Here is a 20,846-nt window from a genome sequence, read left to right on the forward strand (position 1 = left end):
ATTATGCAAAATGACTTGTTTAATGACGCGGCAGACTCTGCGTTTCAGCAGGCTGCCGCGCGTGCCGCGGTGTTGCGTGCAGATATTGAACGTCACAGCCATGCTTATTATGTACTTGATCAGCCCACGATTCCGGATGCTGAGTACGATCAGCTGTTTCGTGAATTAGAGCAGCTGGAACAGGATTTCCCCTTACTCAAAACTTCAGACTCTCCGACCTTGCGGGTTGGCGGCCAGGCTTTACCTGAATTCGGACAGGTGCAGCATGCGATTCCTATGCTGTCTTTAAACAATGGCTTCGAAGACGAAGACATTTTTGCGTTTGACCGCCGTGTCAGAGAGGGGCTGGAAGCGACGCAGGAAGTGGAATATGCGATTGACCTGAAATTTGACGGGCTCGCGATTAATCTGCGCTATGTGCATGGTGTGCTGACGCAGGCTGCCACCCGTGGTGACGGTTTCACTGGTGAGGATGTCACCGAAAATATCCGCACGATCCGCAGTATTCCTTTGCGTTTAAATACAGAGCAGCCACCGGCTGTGCTGGATGTTCGCGGCGAAGTCCTGATGTTCAAGAAGGATTTTGATCTGCTGAATCAGCGGCAACGTGACGCTGGCGGGAAGGAATTCATGAATCCGCGCAATGCGGCAGCAGGAAGTTTGCGGCAACTGGATTCAAAAATCACTGCTCAGCGGCATCTGCGTTTTTTTGCCTATGGCATTGGCTCTCTGGAAGGGGGAGAATTGCCCGCTTCACATCGCGCTTTGCTGGATTGGTATCAGAAGCTGGGTATTCCGGTGAACGGGGAAAGCGCATTGGTCAGAGGGGCGGAGGGTTTGCTGGATTTTTACCGGAATATTCAGACTCGCCGTAATACGCTGGGCTATGAAATTGATGGTGTTGTCTATAAAGTCAATGATACAGAGTCTCAGCAGCAGCTCGGCTTTGTCTCGCGGGCACCGCGCTTTGCGATCGCACACAAGTTTCCGGCCGAAGAGGCGAGCACCGTGGTGCAGGGCATCGACATTCAGGTGGGACGTACTGGTGCGCTGACGCCGGTGGCGCGTCTGGCGCCAGTTTTCGTCGGCGGAGTGACGATTACCAATGCCACGTTGCACAATGAGGATGAGGTCAGGCGCAAAGATGTGCGGATCGGCGACACCGTGATCGTCCGGCGTGCCGGCGACGTGATTCCGGAAATCGTCTCCGTCGTCATGGAAAAAAGAAGCGACAGCATATCCGCGCCATTTGAGATGGTGAAACATTGCCCGGTGTGCGGCTCGCACGTGGTGCGTGAAGCGGGGGAGGCGGTTGCGCGCTGTTCTGGCGGTTTATTCTGCACGGCGCAACGCAAAGAAGCTCTGCGGCATTTTGCTGGCCGCCGGATGATGGATATCGACGGACTCGGTGAACGGTATATTGATCATCTGGTAGAGCTGGGCTATGTGCATGGAATTGCCGATCTGTATCAGCTCACGCTGTCAGATTTACTGAACATGAAGCAACGTGCGGACGAGCGTGATGGTGTAGTGCCGGAAACGGTTCAGCAGGGAAAGATCGCTACCAAGTGGGCAGAAAACCTGATTGCCGCGATTGCGGCCAGCAAACAGCCGCCACTGGAGCGCCTGCTGTTTGCGCTGGGTATCCGTCATGTCGGCGAATCAACGGCAAAGACGCTGGCAGACTGGCTGGGGCAGCTGGCGCTGATCCGTCACGCGCCGGTGACATTGTTTCGTATCTTGCCGGATATCGGTGCTGCGGTGGCGGAATCGATTGCCGATTTTTTTTCGGAGCCGAAAAATCAGCAGGCAATCAGCCAGCTGCTGGAGGCTGGTGTCGCGCCATCGGGAGAGCACGCACCTGCGGCTCAATTGCGTCAGCGTCTGGAACCTGCTGCGCTGCTGGCAGCGGTGGATATTCCGAAACTGACATTGAAGCGCTGCCAGCAATTACAGGAGCGTGGTTTGTCGCTGAATGCATTGGCAGAGATGCCGGCAGATGGATTTATGGTAACTGGATTTCCGGCGGATCTGACGCAGGCATTGCAGCAATGGCTGGCTATTCCTGAACACCGGAGTCGTCTGCTGGAGCTGGATCAATGGCGTAGTCGCTTACTGGAATTGCTGCCGCCCGAAACGGACGACGTTTCTGCAATGGGTGTGCTGGCAGGAAAAACATTCGTCCTGACCGGGACATTGCCAACCCTGAGCCGGGATCAGGCAACAGCATTGATCGAAAAAGCGGGTGGCAAAGTTACCGGATCGGTATCGGGAAAAACCAGCTATGTCGTCGCGGGCGATGAAGCGGGCAGCAAATTGGTTAAAGCACAAGAGTTGGGTATTTCTATATTGACCGAAGCAGACTTGCTTCATTTATGTTCCAGGAGCTGAAATGAGAAAGATTAAAAAAGCCGTATTCCCGGTCGCGGGTCTGGGTAGCCGGTTCTTGCCTGCCACGAAAGCACAGCCAAAAGAAATGCTGCCGATCGTGGACAAGCCATTGATTCAGTATGCGGTGGAAGAAGCTGTCGAGGCTGGTATCACCGAGATGGTTTTCATCACCGGCCGTAACAAACGCGCGATCGAAGATCATTTTGATAAAGCCTATGAACTGGAGAGCGAGCTGGAAGCAGCGGGTAAGGAAGCGCTGCTGGATCTGGTGCGTAATGTGATTCCTAAAAATATCAACTGCATTTATATCCGGCAGCCCGCGGCTCTGGGTCTGGGGCATGCAGTGTTGTGCGCCCGGCCTGTGATTGGCGATGATCCGTTTGCGGTACTGCTGGCGGACGATCTGATGGATGCCGATCCGGGACAACCATCCGTGATGGCGCAGATGGCGCAGCAATACGAGCAGGAGGGCGGCAGTATTATCGCGGTGCAGGATGTGCCGCGTGAATTTACCCGCCAGTACGGCATCGTCAGCGGCACGCCTTATAAAGACCGGCTGGAACGCATGCAGGGGATTGTTGAAAAACCGATGCCGGATGTGGCACCGTCCACGCTGGCGGTGGTGGGACGCTATATTTTATCCGGCCGGATTTTTTCCTATCTCGAAAATCTGGGCAAAGGCTCCGGAGGAGAAATTCAACTGACCGATGGTATTGCTGCCATGCTGAAAGATTTTCCGGTTTATGCTTACCGCCCATCTGCGACCCGTTATGACTGCGGTTCCAAGCTGGGGTATCTGAAGGCCAGTGTGGCTCTGGGCCTGAAGCACAAGGAAACCAGCGTTGAATTCGCTGAATTTCTGAAAAATATTAAATAAGGCTTTATCCGGAATCCGGACCTGCCTGTTTTTAAAAATGTACTGACGGCCTGAGTTTTCGGGCCGTTTTTTTACGTATCATTGGGCTGTGCAGTGTATGCTGATGGTGCTGAATTAATCTGACTGTCGGGCCAGAAAAGGTGAGGGAAATGATTCATCCAATTTTAAAGATGGGTGATCCGCGCTTGCTGCGGATTGCCGAGCCGGTCACCGAGTTCAATACCCCGGCCTTGCATGAGCTGATCAGCGATATGTTTGACACGATGCGGGCAGCCAATGGCGCAGGACTGGCGGCACCGCAAATCGGCGTTAATCTGCGGCTGGTGATTTTTGGTTTTCAATCCAACTCCCGTTATCCGGATGCGCCGGTGGTGCCGGAAACGGTATTAATCAATCCGGTGCTGACACCACTTTCGGATGCCACGGATGACGCATGGGAGGGCTGTTTGTCTGTGCCCGGTATGCGGGGGCTGGTGCCGCGCTGGTCGGCCTTGCATTATGCGGGCATGGATCAGTTCGGCAATTCCTTGAGTCGCGAAGTGGATGGCTTTCACGCGCGGGTCGTGCAGCATGAATGCGATCATCTGGATGGCATTTTGTACCCGCGGCGTATCCGGGACCTGACCCAGTTCGGGTTTACTGAAATCCTGTTTCCCGAATTAGATCCTGCCATGGACGACTGAGCATCTGATGCCGGTTGCGCCTGCAATGCTTGGTTGTTTGCTATGTATGAATTTGCTCAGTTATTACTAATTCCTGAAACATACTCCTGGGGAGTATGTTTCAGGGGCGTTATTTAATGCAGGGAACAGGGCAGTTTTTCTGAAAATCAGGGGGAGTATGCGTGAAATTAAAATTGCTCATCATCCCGCAGATAACGCCATTGCCCTTCTGGTAATTTACCCAGTTTGACTTTGCCGATGCGAACGCGTTTAAGTCCGATGACTTTCAATCCTACGAGTTCGCACATGCGGCGGATCTGGCGTTTTTTCCCTTCCCGCAGAATGAAGTTGAGCTGATCTTCATTTTGCCAGGTCACTCTGGCGGGCAGCAGTTTTTTACCGTCCAGGCTCAGACCGTGGTTTAAGCGACGCAGATCGGCATCCGGCAGGCGTCCCGGTTTGCTGTAGGCAACCCGCACCAGATATTCCTTTTCGACGGAAGTCGTTTCGCCTATCAGGTGCTTCGCTATGCGTCCATCCTGCGTCAATACCAATAACCCCACCGAGTCGATATCCAGGCGGCCGGCCGGCACCAGACTGCGCAACTGGGTCGGGTGAAATGTCGTCTGTACCTTGTCTTCCGGCCAGCGGTTTTCCGGCTTTACCAGCGCTATGGCTGGTGTATAACCGTCTTCCGCCTGACCACTGACATAACCGACTGGCTTGTTGATCAGTATGGTCACGCGCTTTGACTGCTCTGCAGCAGCCTGGCGCTCGACGCTGACGCGCTGATGTGGAAGTACCTTGCTGCCCAGTTCGGCAACAATTTTTCCATCCACACGTACCCAGCCACGGGCAATCCACTCATCTGCTTCACGGCGCGAACATAATCCGAGTTCGGACATGCGTTTTGAAAGTCGTACTAATTCTGTCATAAGAAAATAAAAGCATCAGCGCCGTAAAGCGGCGCCGGGGTGACGATAAAATTGAAATGATGCGTTGTTTACCCGACGCGCAAGGCTTCCAGTAATTCAGTTTCAAACTGTATCTGAGTCCTTGCACCTTGCAGGGCGGCGCCATCCACGATGAAAACATCCTCCACACGTTCGCCAAGAGTCATGACTTTGGCGGTATGCAGATTGATTTTATATTTGGTCAGTACCGTCGCAATCGCATACAGCAAACCGTTTCTGTCGTTGGCAGAGATTGAGAGCAGATAATACTGCCCCCTTTCATCGGGGCGTAAATCCACCGTAGGCACAATCGGGAAGCTGCGCGACATGCGCGACAAGCGTCCGCAATTCGGCGGGGACAGTGGTGTCTGCTGCGCCAGGACTTCGCTCAGTTCGTGCTCAATCAGATTGATGATGTCCCGGTACTGATGAGCGAATGTCGGCTCGGTCACCATGAATGTATCAAGCGCATAGCCATTTTTGGTGGTGTAAATTTTGGCATCCAGAATACCGAAATTCTTGCCGTCAAAATAGTTGCAGATGCGTGCAAACAGATCCGGCTGGTCTTTCACATAGACCGTGACTTGCAGACCCTCACCAATCGGTGCAAGACGGCATTTGACAACCGGCGTCGGGTGGCTGATCTTGTCATGCAGGACCCTTGTTTGCCAGGCGATATCCGAGGCATCGTGACGCAGGAAGTAAGAGACATCCAGTTGTTCCCACAGGCGTTCATGCGCATCGGGGCTGATGCCGGCCAGTCGCAATGCTTTGAGCGCCTCTTCCTGGCGGTTTTTCAGTTCCCGGTCTTTGGAAGGCGCTTCACCGCCGAGCACTCTGAGCGTCATGCGGTATAAGTCTTCGAGCAGTTTGCCTTTCCACGCATTCCAGACTTTGGGGCTCGTGCCGCGAATATCGGAAACTGTCAGCAGGTACAGGGCAGTCAGATGACGTTCATCTTTCACCAGTGCGGCGAAATTTCTGACGACATCCGGATCGGATAAATCCTGTTTCTGTGCCACATGCGACATGGTCAGATGGTTTTTAACGAGAAACACCACCAGTTCGGTATTCGCTTTCGTCAAGCCGTGGTCATAGCAGAATTTTTTGGCGTCGGTCATACCGAGTACTGAATGATCGCCTCCGCGCCCTTTGGCGATATCATGAAACAACGCCGCAATATACAACACCCAGGGCTGGTTGAAGTTTGCCATCAGTTGGCTGCAAAACGGGTATTCGTGCGCATGCTCTGCCATCGTGAAGCGGCGCAGGTTGCGTACGACCATCAGGATGTGCTGATCAACTGTGTAGGCATGAAACAGATCGTGCTGCATTTGCCCGATAATGCGACGGAAATTTGGCAGATACCTTCCCAGAATGCTCATCTGGTTCATTCGGCGCAGCGCATGGGTAATCCCTTGCGGCGACTGCAGTATCTGTAAAAACAGGGCACGGTTAAAAATATCGTGCCGGAATTCTGCATCCATCAGCAGACGGGCATGCCACATGGCGCGCAGGGTCCGCGCTGTCATGCCTTTCAATTCGCTATGTTTGGCGAGGACCAGAAATACCTCCAGCAAAGCTGAAGGTGCAGACTCGAATGTGTCGTCGCGCGCAATATCAATAAAGCCATTCACTTCATTGAAATGTTCATTGATCGGCCGCGGGACGGAGGGTTGCGGAAACAAGACCGCTTCAATGTTTTGCAGCAAAATCTGGTTCAGCTGGGTGACTGCTTTGGCTGCCCAGTAATAACGTTGCATCAGATATTCGCTGGCACGGCGCGAATCGGTGGTTTTAAAACCATAAGATTCGGCAATTGGTGTCTGCACGTCAAAAATCAGGCGGTCCTCACGCCGGCCGGCATGGGCATGCAGGCGGATGCGGATGTCTTTGAAAGCCCGTTCGTTGCGTTTTAACTGACGTGCCTCGGTATCTGTAATCAGCCCGCGGCCAGCCAGCTCAGCCCACGAATTGCCCAGGTTGGCTGCCTTTGCCACCCATAAAATAACCTGCAGATCGCGCAGACCGCCCGGGCTTTCCTTGCAGTTGGGTTCGAGGCTGTAGGGGGTGTCTTCGTATTTGACATGACGCTGCTGTAATTCGAGCAGCTTTTCCTGGAAAAATTTTTGCGGATTCATTGCTTCCGCATAGCGCTGCTGCAGTTCCCAGAATAATTTCCGGCTGCCAGTGATGAGGCGGGCTTCCAGCAGGCTGGTCTGTACGGTGATGTCTGCAGCAGATTCTTGCAGACATTCATCCACGGTGCGGATGCTGTGCCCGATATCCAGGCCGATGTCCCAGAACAGCTGCACCAGATTTTCCAGCTTGTCTCTCAGCGCTGCATCCGGAGCCTGACTGAGCAGTATCAGGACATCGACATCCGAATGCGGGAATAATTCCCCCCGGCCATAACCGCCGACTGCAATCAGGGAGCAGTCCTTCGGCATCTGAAAATGCTTCCAGATTCTGTCCAGCATGTGATCCACATTACGGCACAGGTCATGCAGCAATTTTTCTGCTTTGCGACTGTCGCTGTAATTATCAATCACAGCGGCCTGTGCTTTTTTAATGTCTTCTTTGAAGGCGAGCGCCGGTGAAAGCATTATTCTTTGCCTTATGCAAGCTTGATGAAGTCAGGAATTGGCGGATAACCTGCTGATAATGTCAGAACTTCAAAACCGGTTTCAGTGACCAGTACGGTATGCTCCCATTGCGCTGACAGGCTGCGGTCTTTGGTGCGGATCGTCCAGCCGTCACCCATTTCGCGGATTTCACGACGTCCGGCGTTGATCATCGGCTCAACGGTGAAAATCATGCCAGCCTCCAGTTTCTCCATCGTGCCGGGTTTTCCATAGTGCATAACCTGTGGCGCCTCGTGGAAAATTTTACCGATTCCATGGCCGCAAAATTCGCGTACGACGCTGTAACCTGCTTTTTCCGCATGCTGCTGAATGACATATCCGATATCGCCGAGATGAGCGCCCGGCTTGATTTTGGATATGCCCAGCCACATGCACTCATAAGTGATCTCACTCAGACGCTTGGTCATGATGGATGGCTCGCCGAGCAAAAACATTCTGCTGGTATCGCCGTGATAACCATTCTTGATAATCGTGATATCCAGATTCACCGAATCGCCGCTTTTCAGCACTCTGTCGCCAGGAATGCCGTGGCAAATGACGTCATTCACGGACGTGCAGATGGCTTTGGGGTAAGGAGTATAGCCGGGCGGGCAATAGTTCAGCGGCGCAGGGATGCTGCCCTGAACATTGACCATGTATTCATGGCACAGGCGATCGAGTTCGCCAGTCGTGACGCCGACCTGTACAAAGGGGGTGATGTAATCGAGAACTTCGGAGGCCAGGCGGCCGGCAATACGCATTCCTGCAATATCTTCTGCGGTTTTAATTGAGATAGATTCCATTTTTGTTTCTTTTATTTTAACTATTTGAGCTATAGGATGAGCTGCATGCCCGCAGATGTTGGTAGCGGGTTACTCGGAGCTGAGGCACATAAAGCTGGAATTATAGTCGAGGAACCGTACTCTTGCCTGTGGTGTCCTACTTTCGACTTGAGAAAACATCTGAATTTATAGTAGAATAGATGGTTAGCTTGTGGTTGATGTTTAATTTGCTCAAGTTAATTCATTTTTTATTAATCGAATCCGGTCGAAAAGGGTGTCTGACTGAAATTAATCAGGAAGATCACTGGCTGGATTCAAGACCTAACCCTGGAGTTATTATGTCTGTAACAATGCGTGAAATGCTGGAAGCTGGTGTGCACTTTGGTCACCAAACCCGTTTTTGGAATCCAAAAATGGCACCGTTCATTTTCGGTCACCGCAACAAGATTCATATCGTTAACCTGGAAAAGACATTGTCTATGTACCAGGAAGCGATGAAGTACATTCGTCAGTTGTCTGCTAATCGCGGCACAGTCCTGCTGGTTGGTACTAAGCGTCAGTCCCGCGATATCATCGCTGCTGAAGCGCAACGCGCTGGCATGCCATTCGTTGATCAGCGCTGGTTGGGCGGTATGCTGACTAACTTCAAAACAGTCAAAACATCGATCAAGCGTCTGAAAGACATGGAAGTGGCGATCGAAGACGGCTCTGTTGAAAAGCTGTCTAAAAAAGAAGCGCTGATGTTCCAGCGCGAAATGATCAAGCTGCAAAAATCCATCGGTGGTATCAAGGATATGGGCGGCATTCCTGATGCAATCTTCGTAGTTGACGTTGGTTACCACAAGGGCGCAATCACTGAAGCGGCCAAGCTGGGTATTCCTGTGATCGGCGTGGTTGATACTAACCACTCCCCGGAAGGCGTCACTTATGTTATCCCTGGTAACGATGACTCTTCCAAAGCGATTGCTCTGTATGCACGCGGTGTTGCAGATGCGATTCTGGAAGGTCGCGCAAATGCAGTCAATGAAGTTCTGGAAGCAGTAAAGCCAGGCTCTGACGAATTTGTGGAAGTTGAGCAAGCGTAATCTTGTTGAAGTAACTCACCCGGCTTGCTGACGCGAGCCGGGAATGAAAAATGGGGCAACTGTGGTCGCCCTTTTTTTTAAACTAAATTTGATGATCGGTGCCTGAGGCACTACTGAATTAGGAGAATGACATGGCAGCGATTACAGCAGCAATGGTTGGCGCGTTGCGCGCAAAGACGGATGCGCCAATGATGGAATGCAAAAAAGCTTTGACGGAAGCTGATGGTGATATGGATCGTGCAGAAGAAATTCTGCGTGTGAAACTGGGTAGCAAGGCATCTAAAGCTTCTTCCCGTATTACTGCAGAAGGCGTGGTTGCTTCTCATATCGCTGGTAATGTTGGCGCGCTGATCGAAGTTAATTGCGAAACCGATTTCGTGACCAAAAATGATGATTTCATCGCTCTGGCTAACGCCTGTGCAAAACTGGTTGCTGAACACAATCCGGCTGACGTCGCTGCTTTGGGTGCGTTGCCACTCGAAGGTAAGACGGTTGAGGAAGTGCGTGCTGCATTGGTTGGTAAGATTGGTGAAAATATGTCTTTCCGCCGTTTTGCCCGTTTCGAAACACCGGCAAAACTGACGTCTTATCTGCACGGCACACGTATTGGCGTGATCGTGGAATTTGATGGTGCTGATGAGCAGGTTGGTAAAGATGTGGCAATGCACATCGCAGCGATGAAACCGGTTTCCCTGTCGACAGAACAGGTTCCTGTCGAACTGATCGAAAAAGAGCGTTCTGTTGCGGAGCAAAAAGCGGCTGAATCCGGTAAGCCAGCTGATATCGCAGCAAAGATGGTTGAAGGCTCTGTGCAAAAATTCCTGAAAGAAGTTTCTTTGCTGAATCAACCTTTCGTTAAAAACGATAAACAGACTGTTGAGCAGATGCTGAAAGCATGCAATACGTCTGTTAAGGCGTTCACGATGTTTGTTGTTGGTGAAGGCATCGAAAAGAAAGTGGATGATTTCGCAGCAGAAGTGGCAGCTCAGGTGGCTGCAGCAAAACAAGCGTAATCAGGCGTAACAGAAAACGGGCCGAAAGGCCCGTTTTTTTAAGGTGCTTACTAAACAGCAGGAAATGAAGTTTTATTCGATTTGTGTAATTGGTGCAGATTGCACAGATCAAATGATTTTTTGTTTTACTAATTTTAATTTTCCAGAAGGAGTCCTGTCATGACAAAACCTGCTTACAAGCGTGTGCTCTTGAAGCTCTCTGGCGAAGCCCTGATGGGTGATGATCCGTTTGGCATTAACCGCGCCACGATTGAGCGTATGGTTGCGGATGTGGCTGAGATATCCCGCCTTGGTGTTGAGCTGGCCATTGTGATCGGTGGCGGTAATATATTCCGCGGTGTTGCCCCCGGAGCTCAGGGTATGGATCGTGCAACTGCAGACTACATGGGAATGTTGGCAACCGTCATGAATTCACTGGCTCTGGCGGACGCCATGCGCCAGGTTGGCATCACTGCCCGTGTGATGTCTGCAATCGGCATTGAGCAGGTTGTTGAACCGTATGTCCGCCCCAAGGCACTGCAATACCTGGAAGAAGGAAAGGTTGTTGTGTTTGCGGCAGGGACGGGTAATCCTTTCTTTACGACTGATACGGCCGCTGCATTACGCGGCTCGGAAATCGGCGCTGAAATTGTGCTCAAAGCGACCAAGGTGGATGGGGTCTACACAGCAGATCCCAAAAAAGATCTGAATGCGACCCGCTTTAGCACAATCTCTTTTGACGAGGCTATTTCCCGCCATTTGCAGGTAATGGATGCAACCGCGTTTGCCTTGTGCAGGGATCAGAAGCTTCCAATTAAAGTATTTTCAATCGTGAAGCCGGGTGCGCTGAAGAATGTCATTATGGGGGCAGACGAGGGAACCTTAGTCCACGTATAATGCAGCCTTTCCGATTGGATGAGTTGATTTTGATAAGATTTTTTGGCGCATAGAATGCCCAGAATGATGTACAGGAGGACAGTATGACCGTAGCAGAAATTAAAAAAAACAGTGATCAGCGCATGCAGAAGTCGATTGAGACTCTGAGGGCTGATCTGGCAAAAGTCCGGACAGGCCGCGCGCACACCGGTATTTTGGATCATGTGATGGTGGATTATTACGGTTCGCCGACCAATCTGAGCCAGGTGGCAAACCTGACTTTGATTGATGCCCGTACCATCGGTGTGCAGCCGTGGGAAAAAAAGATGTTGAGCGTCATTGAGAAAGCGATCCGTGATTCCGACCTCGGTCTTAATCCTTCCAGTCAGGGAGACATGATTCGTGTTCCTACGCCGCCGCTGACTGAGGAGCGCCGTAAAGAAATGGTGAAACTGGTCAAGACCGAGGGCGAGGGGGCCAAGATTGCTATCCGCAATATTCGTCGCGATGCCAATGAGTCGCTGAAGAAAATGTTGAAGGATAAAGAGTGTTCAGAAGATGATGAGCGCCGCGCGCAGGATGATATCCAGAAATTGACCGACAAATTTGTTGCCGAAGTGGACAAATTACTGGCTGAGAAAGAAAAAGAAGTATTGACGGTATAAGCCCTTGCGTACCGCATCGCTTCATGAGTCAGGCGATCAGAAATAAAAAACAACCGTTCCTGTCCGCACATGTTTTCAGCATGGCGGGTACGAACGGTGATTTTTTGTCGGCTGGCGGGTCACTGGGATTTAAGCTTCTTTTTTAGTGTCATTATATTGGCCGATTATTGATTTTTAATCCCGGAATGCCGGGAGCCGGGTTTTCTATCCTGTTCCGGAAAATAATTTTTTGAAAGTAGCTGATGTTAAAAACCCGCGTCATTACCGCATTGGTACTGCTTGGCATCTTGTTGCCGGTGCTGTATTCGGCCAACTATATTGCTTTCTCGTTCGTTGCTGTTTTGTTTTTCGGAGCGGCAATCTGGGAGTGTCAGCGTTTATTTAAAAAACCTGCGCCTGTTGTTATGTCGGTGCTGTGGACCGGTTTCTTTGGTTTTTTATTATTTCATCTGGAAAGTTTTTCGACCCTGCTGCTATTTGCCCTATGCGTGGCATTTTGGGCGTTGCGTCTTACCCCGCTGTTACTTAAGGGCTTGCCGGATTTTGGTTTTTCAAATGGCATATTGAGCACGCTGTATGGCATCAGCATATTCGGATGTTTCATCGCAATGGCTGTATTGTTCCGGATGTCTCCGTTGTATCTGCTGTCGGTGATGTGTATCGTCTGGATTGCTGATATTGCTGCCTATTTTGCCGGTAAAGCTTTCGGGAAACGCAAATTGGCACCTTCTATTTCTCCGGGGAAATCCTGGGAGGGTGCAATTGGCGGCTGGTGCGCAGTTCTTGTCTTGTCTGCGATTTCGACACAAATTCCACAATTACAGGATACATTCGCCAGTCAGATATGGTTGCGCAAAGGCTGGATCATGCTTGCTGCCGTGATGACTTTACTTTGCGCCGCAAGCGTCATTGGTGATTTGTTCGAATCTCTTTTGAAGCGCCGGGTCGGAATGAAAGACAGCAGCCAGCTTTTGCCCGGTCACGGCGGAGTGTTGGACAGGATTGACGCTCTGATACCGGTACTGCCTCTCGCAGTATTGCTGGAAATGTGGCATTAATCGTAAAAATAAGAGCAGTGAGCATAGAGATGACGCAGCGTGTTTGTATTTTGGGATCGACAGGGTCGATCGGTGTTTCCACTCTGGATGTCATTGGCCGGCATCCGGAGCGTTATAGTATTTATGCGCTGACCGCGCATACACAGGTAGAGAAACTGGCGCAGCAATGCCGGGGATATCGTCCAGAGGTAGTTGTGGTGGGGACGGCTGAAGCGGCCGATGCGCTGCACAAACTGTTGGCCGGGACTGAAGCTGGTCGTGTACAGATCATGCATGGTCCTGAGGCATTGTGCGAGGTAGCCTCTGCATCAGGATGCGACACGGTCATGGCGGCAATTGTTGGTGCTGCAGGTTTGCCTGCATCCTTAGCGGCCGCGAGGGCAGGTAAAAAGGTTTTACTGGCAAATAAGGAAGCACTCGTGATGTCAGGCGCGCTGTTCATGGATGCGATAAAAGCCAGCGGTGCTGTATTGCTGCCTATCGACAGTGAGCATAATGCGATTTTCCAGTGTCTCCCAGAGAATTACGATGGCCAGATGGCGCAGCGCGGGGTGCGTAAAATTTTACTGACTGCATCTGGTGGCCCTTTCCTGAAACGGGATATTGCCAGTCTGGACAAGGTGACGCCTGAAGAGGCGATTGCACATCCTAACTGGGTGATGGGCAAAAAAATATCGATTGACTCTGCCACGATGATGAACAAAGGGCTGGAAGTTATCGAGGCGCACTGGCTATTTTCTGCACCTGCAGAGTCGATTGAGGTAGTGATTCATCCGCAAAGCGTGATTCATTCCATGGTGTCTTATGCGGATGGCTCGGTTTTGGCGCAACTGGGAAATCCGGATATGCGCACACCAATCGCTTATGGTCTGGCCTATCCTGAACGGATTGATTCTGGCGTCAGCCCGCTTGACCTGATTAAGGTGGGGCAGCTGAATTTTAAAGCGCCAGATTTTCAGCGTTTCCCGTGTCTGGATCTTGCTTATCAGGCACTCGGGGCTGGTCGCTCTGCGCCAACGATATTGAACGCAAGTAATGAAGTTGCTGTCCAAGCGTTTTTAGATGGAAAAATTGGTTTTCGTATGATTGATCAGATTATTGAACGATGCCTGAATCAGATTGAAATCGATTCGGCACATGATATCGAAAGTATTCTGGCTGCCGATGCCCGTACCCGGCTTGTAGCCAGCGACCTCATCGCATCATGACACTGATACAGACCATCGTTGCCTTCATGGTGGCAATCGGTACCCTGGTTACCATTCATGAGTTCGGTCATTATCTGGCGGCGCGCTTGTGCGGTGTCAAAGTGCTGCGGTTTTCTGTCGGAATGGGAAAAATCATTTATTCGAGGAAACTGGGTAAAGATCAGACCGAATGGGCGATTTCCATGCTCCCTCTTGGCGGCTATGTGAAAATGCTGGATGTCCGGGAGCAGGGGGGCGTGCCGATTGCTCCCGCCGATATGGCGCGGGAATTTTGTAGTCAATCGGTATGGAGGCGCATCATCATCGTTGCTGCTGGTCCGGTGGCTAATTTTTTGCTGGCAATTTTTCTCTACACGGTTTTATTCGTACATGGCATTCCTGAACCGGTTGCCAAAATACGTGTTCCATCTGCCGATTCGGTTGCCTACCATGCGGGTTTGCGGCAGGGCGATCTGATTCAACGCATTAATGGGCAGTCTGTGCGTAGCTGGAATGATGTCCACTGGATTCTGATGCAACGCGGTCTCGAAAAAAAGGATGCTGAAATTGCGGTCAGCCGACAGATCATCGACGACAATCACAGTATTTCTGGTGAACGAATAGTCACGCTGCCACTCACTCATCTGAGTAATCAGGATTTGGAAGGTGATTTTCTGACCCAGTTAGGTTTTTCCGTTCAGCGGCCACCAGCAGTATTGGGACAGATCCTGCCTGATGGCCCCGCACAGGCGGCCGGTCTGAAGCAGGGGGACGTCATATCGCAGATCAATAATCGTCCGGTGCTTGATGGTCTCGCTTTGACGGAAATAATCAATGCCTCTGCCGGGATGAAATTAAAATTGCATGTATTGCGGCAGGCTCAGGAATTGGATATCGATGCGACCCCGGTTGTCGATACGGTAAATGGTAAAACAATCGGACGTCTGAAAGTGCAGCTTACGCTGACGCCAGAAATGCTGACCGTGCGCAGTACTTTGGCTGAAGCTATTGCTCAAAGTGCGCAAAAGACGTTTGATACCAGTATTTTGAGCCTGAAAATGCTGGGCAAAATGGTGACTGGTGAGGCGTCCTTAAAAAATATCACCGGCCCCCTGACCATCGCAGACTATGCCGGTCAGACATCCCGCTCCGGGTGGATCAGTTTTCTCAGTTTTCTGGCATTGATCAGTATCAGTCTGGGTGTCATGAATTTGCTCCCCGTTCCGGTGTTAGATGGCGGCCATTTGTTGTATTATTCGCTGGAAGTTTTGACTGGCAAACCGGTATCTGAACGTTTTAGTGCAATGGCGCAACGGGCAGGCATTGCGTTATTAATGGCGATCATGGCTATCGCTTTTTTTAATGACATCGCAAGACTGATGTCATAATAGCCGGTTTAATGATAAAGACTCATTTCAGATAGCATAATTGAGAGTATTGAAAGAACTGTACACCCAATGAAATTACATATTGAGCGATTCACTTTGCCAAATTTCCCCCTTCGTTCCATCGCATTGGCCGCATTCGCAGTCTGCTCCGGCAGTGCCTTTGCCATTCAGCCATTTACAGTCAAGGATATTCGTGTCGAAGGTTTGCAAAGGACGGAAGCCGGCACTGTATTCAGCTATCTGCCCGTGAAAGTGGGTGAGGTTTTTGATGATGCAAAAAGTACGGCTGCGATCAAATCCTTGTATGCAACAGGTTTTTTCAAGGATATCCAGATTGAAGAACAGAACGGAGTTCTGGTTGTATTACTGGATGAGCGTCCAACGATTGCAGGTGTTGAATTTACCGGCACAAAAGAATTCGAAAAAGACGCGCTGGTTAAAGCGCTGAAAGATATCGGTATTGGTGAGTCCAGAATTTTCGATAAGGCGACTGTTGACCGCGCTGAGCAGGAGCTGAAGCGACAGTACTTGTCCAAAGGTTTGTACGGGATGCAGATCACCACAACAATCACGCCGATTGAACGCAATCGCGTGAAAGTGACTTTTGCGGTGAATGAAGGTGAGATTGCCCGTATTGCGCAGATTAATATTATCGGAAACAAGGCTTTTTCAGATAGCGAGCTGCGTGACCTGATGGCATTGAATACGCCAACCTGGTTCTCCTGGTACACCAAAGCTGACCAGTATTCCAAACAAAAATTATCAGGCGATATTGAAACGCTGCGTTCGTTTTATCAGAACCGCGGTTATCTGGAAATGCAGATTCTGTCTACCCAGATCTCGATCACTCCGGATAAAAAAGATATATACATCACCATCAATCTGACCGAGGGTGATAAATACACGATTTCCGACATCAAGCTTGAGGGCGACATGTATGGGCGCGAAGATGAGTTGAAATCGTTAATGTTGTTAAAGAAGGGGGATATTTACAATGCCGCCCGTCTGACCGAGAGCACTAAACGGATTTCTGAGCGCATGGGGAATTTTGGTTACGCTTTTGCGAATGTGAATGCTAATCCGATTCTGGATAAAGAAAAGAAAGAAGTGGCGTTCACCGTTTTCGTTGATGGTGGAAAACGGGTTTATGTCCGGCGCATCAATCTGGCTGGTAATACCCGTACGCGGGATGAAGTAATCCGCCGTGAATTCCGTCAGTTTGAGAGCTCCTGGTATGACGGTGAGAAAATCAAAGCGTCCAGAGACCGTGTGGAGCGTCTTGGTTATTTTGGTGACGTAAAACTTGAGACGCCGGAAGTGGCCACCAGTACGGATCAGGTGGACGTGAATTTGTCGGTCACAGAAAAACCGACCGGTAATCTGACTTTTGGTGCAGGCTACTCCAGCGCGGAACGATTGACGCTGACAGGCGCTATCCAGCAGGCTAACGCTTTTGGCAGCGGTGATACCATTGGTCTTGAAATCAATACCAGCCGCCAGTACCGCACGGTTGCTCTGGCGCATACTGACCCATATTTCACGGATGACGGCATTAGCCGCAGCGTAGAAGCTTATCTGAGAACAACACGTCCGATTATTGGCAGTATCGGTGATTACCGGGTACAGACGACCGGTGCTAACCTGCGTTTTGGCGTCCCATTCTCAGAGGTGGATACCGTATTCTTTGGCCAGGGTTTTGAACGGACAAAAGTAGAAACTTATATTACAGGTAGTCCGCAGGCTTATTTGCGCTACGTTGCTGCCTATGGTGACGGTGTCAAAGATCCTACTGATCCTTACTATGGCGTGGGAACTGCGACAACGAATTCGTTCCCGATGACAGTCGCCTGGCAGCGCGATAGCCGCGACAGTGTCCTGACGCCGACGATTGGCCGTTATCAGCGCGCCAATCTGGAGTTGGCCGCGATTGGTAATTTCAAATACTACCGCGCTATTTACAATGCTCAGTATTTCAAGCCTATTTACCGCTCAGTAACACTGGCTTTAAACGGCGAATTTGATTACGGTCATGGAATTGGCAGTAAGCCATACCCGATTTTCAAGAACTTCTATGCTGGTGGTATCGGTTCTGTGCGTGGCTATGAGCCTTCATCGCTGGGTACAAAAGACCCATATGGCAATGCGACCGGCGGCGCCAGCCGGGTTCTGGGTAATGTAGAATTACAGATTCCTTTCCCTGGCGCAGATAAATCTTTGCGCTGGTTCACTTTCCTGGATGGTGGCCAGGTATTTGATGAAGGACAGAAAATGCGTTGGAGCGACCTGCGTTTCGGCGCCGGTATCGGTATCAGCTGGATATCTCCTGTAGGGCCGCTGAAGCTCAGTTTTGGTCGTGCGCTGAATGCAAAACCGGATGATAAGAAGCAAGCCTTCCAGTTCCAGATGGGTACGGGTTTTTAATTAGTTTTGCCATAGAGGTTACGGAGATTATTTTGAGTCAGCATATTACCCCGTTCAAATTGTTGCAGCGTCTGGTGATTTGTGCGGCCTGCTTTGTGGGTTTATCTCAGGCGCAAGCACAGGATTCCAGAATCGCGATTTTTGATTCACAGCGTGTTATCCGCGAATCTGCACCGGCAAAAGCCGCAGAGGCGAAGATTGAACAGGAATTTTCCAAGCGTGGTAAAGAGTTGCAGGATCTTGCAACCCGTATCAAAGCGATGGCTGAAAAACTGGACAAAGATTCTCCTGTCCTGTCTGAGTCGGAAAGAATCAAGCGGCAGCGTGAGCTGGCTGATCTGGATCAGGACTTCAAACGCAAACAGCGGATTTTTAATGAAGATCTGAATCAGCGGAAAAACGAAGAAATCGCTGCACTGGTCGACAGAGCGTATAAAGTTGTGAAGCAAATTGCAGAAACAGAAAAATACGACATCGTTCTGCAGGATGCTGTTTATTTTAATCCTCGCGTTGATATTACCGACAAGGTTCTTAAAGCACTCGCCAAGTAAGCCATGACCACGACAAGCACTCGGCTGGGAGAATTGGTCGATCGCTTCGGTGGTCAATTAATTGGTTCACCAGACCTGACAGTAACCGGCATTGCTCCTTTAAGTGATGCCGGCCAATCTCATATCACCTTCCTTTCAAATCCCAAGTTCCGTCAGCAGGCAGCGTCTACCCATGCTGCAGCATTGATACTGACGGAGACAGATTACGCGCAGATATCATCCCAGTATCGGGGGGTATGCATTCTGACCTCGAATCCTTACGTTTATTTTGCCCGTTCCGCCCAATATTTTGCATCCCTGACGGCGCTAGCCCCTGTAAAAGGCATTCATCCTGCCGCCTGGGTGAGCCCGCACGCAGCGATTGCACCCAGTGCGAGCATTGGCCCGCATGTCAGTATTGAGGCAGAGGCGGTGATTGAAGACGATGTCGTGATTCATGCAGGGGTGTCTATTGGTCGTGGTGTTCGCATCGGACGCGGCACAGTGATTCATGCCAATGCCAGTATTTATGGCTATTGCGAGCTTGGTCAGCGTTGCATTATTCATTCCGGAGCAGTGATCGGTGCGGATGGCTTTGGTTTTGCCAATGAACGCGGTTCCTGGATCAAGATACCGCAAACTGGACGCGTCATGATCGGTGATGACGTTGAGGTAGGTGCCAACACCAGCATTGACCGTGGTGCACTCGCAGATACGATTATTGAAAATGGCGTCAAACTTGATAATCAGATTCAGATAGGCCATAACTGCCATATTGGCGAGCATACAGCAATGGCGGGCTGTGTTGGTGTTGCCGGTAGCGCAAAAATTGGCAAACACTGTACGTTTGGGGGCGCAGCGATGGTTCTGGGACACCTGACTATCGTTGATCATGTTCACATTTCTTCTGGCAGCATGGTATCGAGATCCATTCTCGAACCTGGGCAATATACGGGTTTTTATCCTTTGGCAAAAAATGCGGATTGGGAAAAAACTGCTGCTATCGTTCGTAATTTATCCGGTATGCGCGAAAAAATTCGCCAGCTGGAAAAGACAATCAAAACATTGACTGAAAAGACATCATGAATACACTTTGCATTAACGAAATTAAAGAATATTTGCCACATCGTTATCCGATGCTGCTGGTGGACCGGGTATTAAACTGGGAAAGCGGAAAAACTATCACTGCAATCAAAAATGTGACAGCGAATGAAGAGTTCTTTAACGGACATTTTCCAAATAAACCGGTCATGCCGGGTGTGTTAATGATCGAGGCACTGGCGCAGACAGCCGCTATTCTGTCTTTCCTGACTATGGGACAAAAACCTGACGACAAAACGATCGTTTACTTCCTTGGAATTGACGGCGCGCGGTTTAAACGGCCGGTTGAACCTGGCGATCAGTTGAAAATGGAAGTTGAAATTCTGAAGGTGGCCCGTGGCATCTGGAAATATAAAGCCAAAGGGACGGTGGATGGACAGCTTGCCCTCGAAGGTGAGTTGATGTGCACTATGCGCACAACAGACGATGCCGCGGAGAAATAATGCCAATTCATTCAACAGCGTTGGTTGATCCCCAGGCTCAGCTGGACAGCTCCGTTGAGGTTGGGCCTTATGCCATTATCGGTCCGCATGTACGCATTGCGTCGGGGACAAAGATCGGTTCACATGTCGTCATTGATGGGCATACGACGATTGGGCGGGATAACCATTTTCATGCTTTTTCTTCAATAGGCGGACCACCTCAGGACAAAAAATATGGCGGTGAGATCACTTATCTTGAAATCGGTGACCGGAATTTAATTCGTGAATTCTGTACGTTTAATTGCGGTACTGCTCAGGACAGAGGTATCACCAAAATCGGAAACGACAACTGGTTCCTGGCATATGTGCACATTGCCCATGATTGCACAGTCGGTAACCACACGATCTTCTCCAATAATGCAGCGCTTGCAGGGCATGTGCAGATTGGTGACTGGGTGATCATGAGCGGTTTTTCCGCTGTTCATCAATTCTGCAAGATCGGGGCCCATGCGTTTGTCGGGATGAATACCAGCCTGACGCAAGATGTGCCACCTTTTGTCCTGCTGTCGGGAAATCCGGCGCAGGCGCATGGCGTGAATCTGGAAGGTCTGAAACGCAGAGGTTTTGACCGTGCCCAGCTGAATGCAATTCGCCATGCTTACAAGCTGACCTACAAATCAGGACTGACGCTGGAGGAAGCCAAAGTCGCGTTGCACAGCTATGAGGAAACGCTGGATCCGGCAGCCGCATCTCAAGTCTCGTTGATGCGTGAATTCCTGAACGAATCAACACGCGGCATTGTCCGTTAATCATCTGACGGCAGTCAGTCATC

Annotated in this window: 18 protein-coding genes; 15 read left to right on the forward strand and 3 right to left on the reverse strand. The window is 50.5% G+C overall.

The features are described 5' to 3' along the window. The first annotated feature begins 3 nt into the window (after nucleotides 1–3). The 3 genes from ligA (at nucleotide 4) to def (ending at nucleotide 3,951) form a co-directional block, all read left to right on the forward strand. The gene (gene ligA / locus H8K27_RS07675) at nucleotides 4–2,391 is read left to right on the forward strand and encodes an NAD-dependent DNA ligase LigA (protein ID WP_186862554.1); all 2,388 of its coding nucleotides are present in this window, start codon (nucleotides 4–6) and stop codon (nucleotides 2,389–2,391) included. Nucleotide 2,392: 1 nt separating this feature from the next. Beyond that, complete coding sequence (galU, locus tag H8K27_RS07680; RefSeq protein WP_186862555.1) at nucleotides 2,393–3,268, forward strand: UTP--glucose-1-phosphate uridylyltransferase GalU; 876 nt, start codon at nucleotides 2,393–2,395, stop codon at nucleotides 3,266–3,268. Nucleotides 3,269–3,417: 149 nt separating this feature from the next. Continuing rightward, on the forward strand, nucleotides 3,418–3,951 hold the full coding sequence (gene def, locus H8K27_RS07685; RefSeq protein ID WP_186862556.1) for a peptide deformylase: 534 nt from the start codon (nucleotides 3,418–3,420) through the stop codon (nucleotides 3,949–3,951). A 167-nt stretch (nucleotides 3,952–4,118) separates the two neighbouring features. On the opposite strand, the gene H8K27_RS07690 is transcribed toward def, so the two are convergent. From H8K27_RS07690 to map, 3 genes are all read right to left on the reverse strand, one after another. Further along, nucleotides 4,119–4,865 (reverse strand): pseudouridine synthase, encoded by a 747-nt coding sequence (locus H8K27_RS07690; RefSeq protein WP_186862557.1) that lies wholly within the window; start codon nucleotides 4,863–4,865, stop codon nucleotides 4,119–4,121. Between the two features lie 68 nt (nucleotides 4,866–4,933). After that, the gene (locus H8K27_RS07695) at nucleotides 4,934–7,489 is read right to left on the reverse strand and encodes a [protein-PII] uridylyltransferase (RefSeq protein ID WP_186862558.1); all 2,556 of its coding nucleotides are present in this window, start codon (nucleotides 7,487–7,489) and stop codon (nucleotides 4,934–4,936) included. 11 nt (nucleotides 7,490–7,500) lie between these two features. After that, nucleotides 7,501–8,310: a type I methionyl aminopeptidase gene (gene map, locus H8K27_RS07700; protein WP_176803875.1), complete on the reverse strand. Its 810-nt coding sequence runs from the start codon at nucleotides 8,308–8,310 to the stop codon at nucleotides 7,501–7,503. A gap of 317 nt (nucleotides 8,311–8,627) precedes the next feature. On the opposite strand from map, the gene rpsB reads away from it, so the two are divergent. From rpsB to lpxA, 12 genes are all read left to right on the forward strand, one after another. Further along, a complete protein-coding gene (gene rpsB / locus H8K27_RS07705) occupies nucleotides 8,628–9,374 on the forward strand; it encodes a 30S ribosomal protein S2 (protein WP_186862559.1) in 747 nt (248 codons plus the stop codon). A 131-nt stretch (nucleotides 9,375–9,505) separates the two neighbouring features. Further along, complete coding sequence (gene tsf, locus H8K27_RS07710) at nucleotides 9,506–10,387, forward strand: translation elongation factor Ts (RefSeq protein ID WP_186862560.1); 882 nt, start codon at nucleotides 9,506–9,508, stop codon at nucleotides 10,385–10,387. A 159-nt stretch (nucleotides 10,388–10,546) separates the two neighbouring features. Further along, entirely contained in the window at nucleotides 10,547–11,263 is a 717-nt protein-coding gene (pyrH, locus tag H8K27_RS07715; protein ID WP_186862561.1) for a UMP kinase, read from the forward strand. A gap of 83 nt (nucleotides 11,264–11,346) precedes the next feature. Beyond that, nucleotides 11,347–11,907, forward strand: a complete 561-nt coding sequence (gene frr / locus H8K27_RS07720) for a ribosome recycling factor (RefSeq protein WP_186862562.1) — start codon at nucleotides 11,347–11,349, stop codon at nucleotides 11,905–11,907. Between the two features lie 242 nt (nucleotides 11,908–12,149). Then, on the forward strand, nucleotides 12,150–12,965 hold the full coding sequence (locus H8K27_RS07725; protein ID WP_186862563.1) for a phosphatidate cytidylyltransferase: 816 nt from the start codon (nucleotides 12,150–12,152) through the stop codon (nucleotides 12,963–12,965). Between the two features lie 29 nt (nucleotides 12,966–12,994). Further along, the gene (gene ispC, locus H8K27_RS07730; RefSeq protein ID WP_186862564.1) at nucleotides 12,995–14,173 is read left to right on the forward strand and encodes a 1-deoxy-D-xylulose-5-phosphate reductoisomerase; all 1,179 of its coding nucleotides are present in this window, start codon (nucleotides 12,995–12,997) and stop codon (nucleotides 14,171–14,173) included. Then, a complete protein-coding gene (rseP, locus tag H8K27_RS07735; RefSeq protein ID WP_186862565.1) occupies nucleotides 14,170–15,540 on the forward strand; it encodes an RIP metalloprotease RseP in 1,371 nt (456 codons plus the stop codon). The genes ispC and rseP overlap by 4 nt, the downstream gene beginning before the upstream one ends. A gap of 69 nt (nucleotides 15,541–15,609) precedes the next feature. Beyond that, a complete protein-coding gene (gene bamA, locus H8K27_RS07740; RefSeq protein ID WP_186862566.1) occupies nucleotides 15,610–17,961 on the forward strand; it encodes an outer membrane protein assembly factor BamA in 2,352 nt (783 codons plus the stop codon). A gap of 26 nt (nucleotides 17,962–17,987) precedes the next feature. Further along, nucleotides 17,988–18,512 carry an OmpH/Skp family outer membrane protein gene (locus H8K27_RS07745; RefSeq protein WP_408058424.1) on the forward strand — a complete coding sequence of 175 codons (525 nt, stop codon included), beginning with the start codon at nucleotides 17,988–17,990 and terminating at the stop codon, nucleotides 18,510–18,512. Between the two features lie 3 nt (nucleotides 18,513–18,515). Beyond that, nucleotides 18,516–19,577: a UDP-3-O-(3-hydroxymyristoyl)glucosamine N-acyltransferase gene (gene lpxD, locus H8K27_RS07750; protein WP_186862567.1), complete on the forward strand. Its 1,062-nt coding sequence runs from the start codon at nucleotides 18,516–18,518 to the stop codon at nucleotides 19,575–19,577. Then, nucleotides 19,574–20,035, forward strand: a complete 462-nt coding sequence (gene fabZ / locus H8K27_RS07755) for a 3-hydroxyacyl-ACP dehydratase FabZ (RefSeq protein ID WP_176803884.1) — start codon at nucleotides 19,574–19,576, stop codon at nucleotides 20,033–20,035. The genes lpxD and fabZ overlap by 4 nt, the downstream gene beginning before the upstream one ends. Continuing rightward, nucleotides 20,032–20,823: an acyl-ACP--UDP-N-acetylglucosamine O-acyltransferase gene (gene lpxA / locus H8K27_RS07760; RefSeq protein ID WP_186862727.1), complete on the forward strand. Its 792-nt coding sequence runs from the start codon at nucleotides 20,032–20,034 to the stop codon at nucleotides 20,821–20,823. The genes fabZ and lpxA overlap by 4 nt, the downstream gene beginning before the upstream one ends. Nucleotides 20,824–20,846: the final 23 nt, after the last annotated feature.

Source organism: Cognatundibacterium griseum, assembly GCF_014284195.1.
Classification (GTDB): Bacteria; Pseudomonadota; Gammaproteobacteria; order Burkholderiales; family Burkholderiaceae_D; genus Undibacterium; species Undibacterium griseum.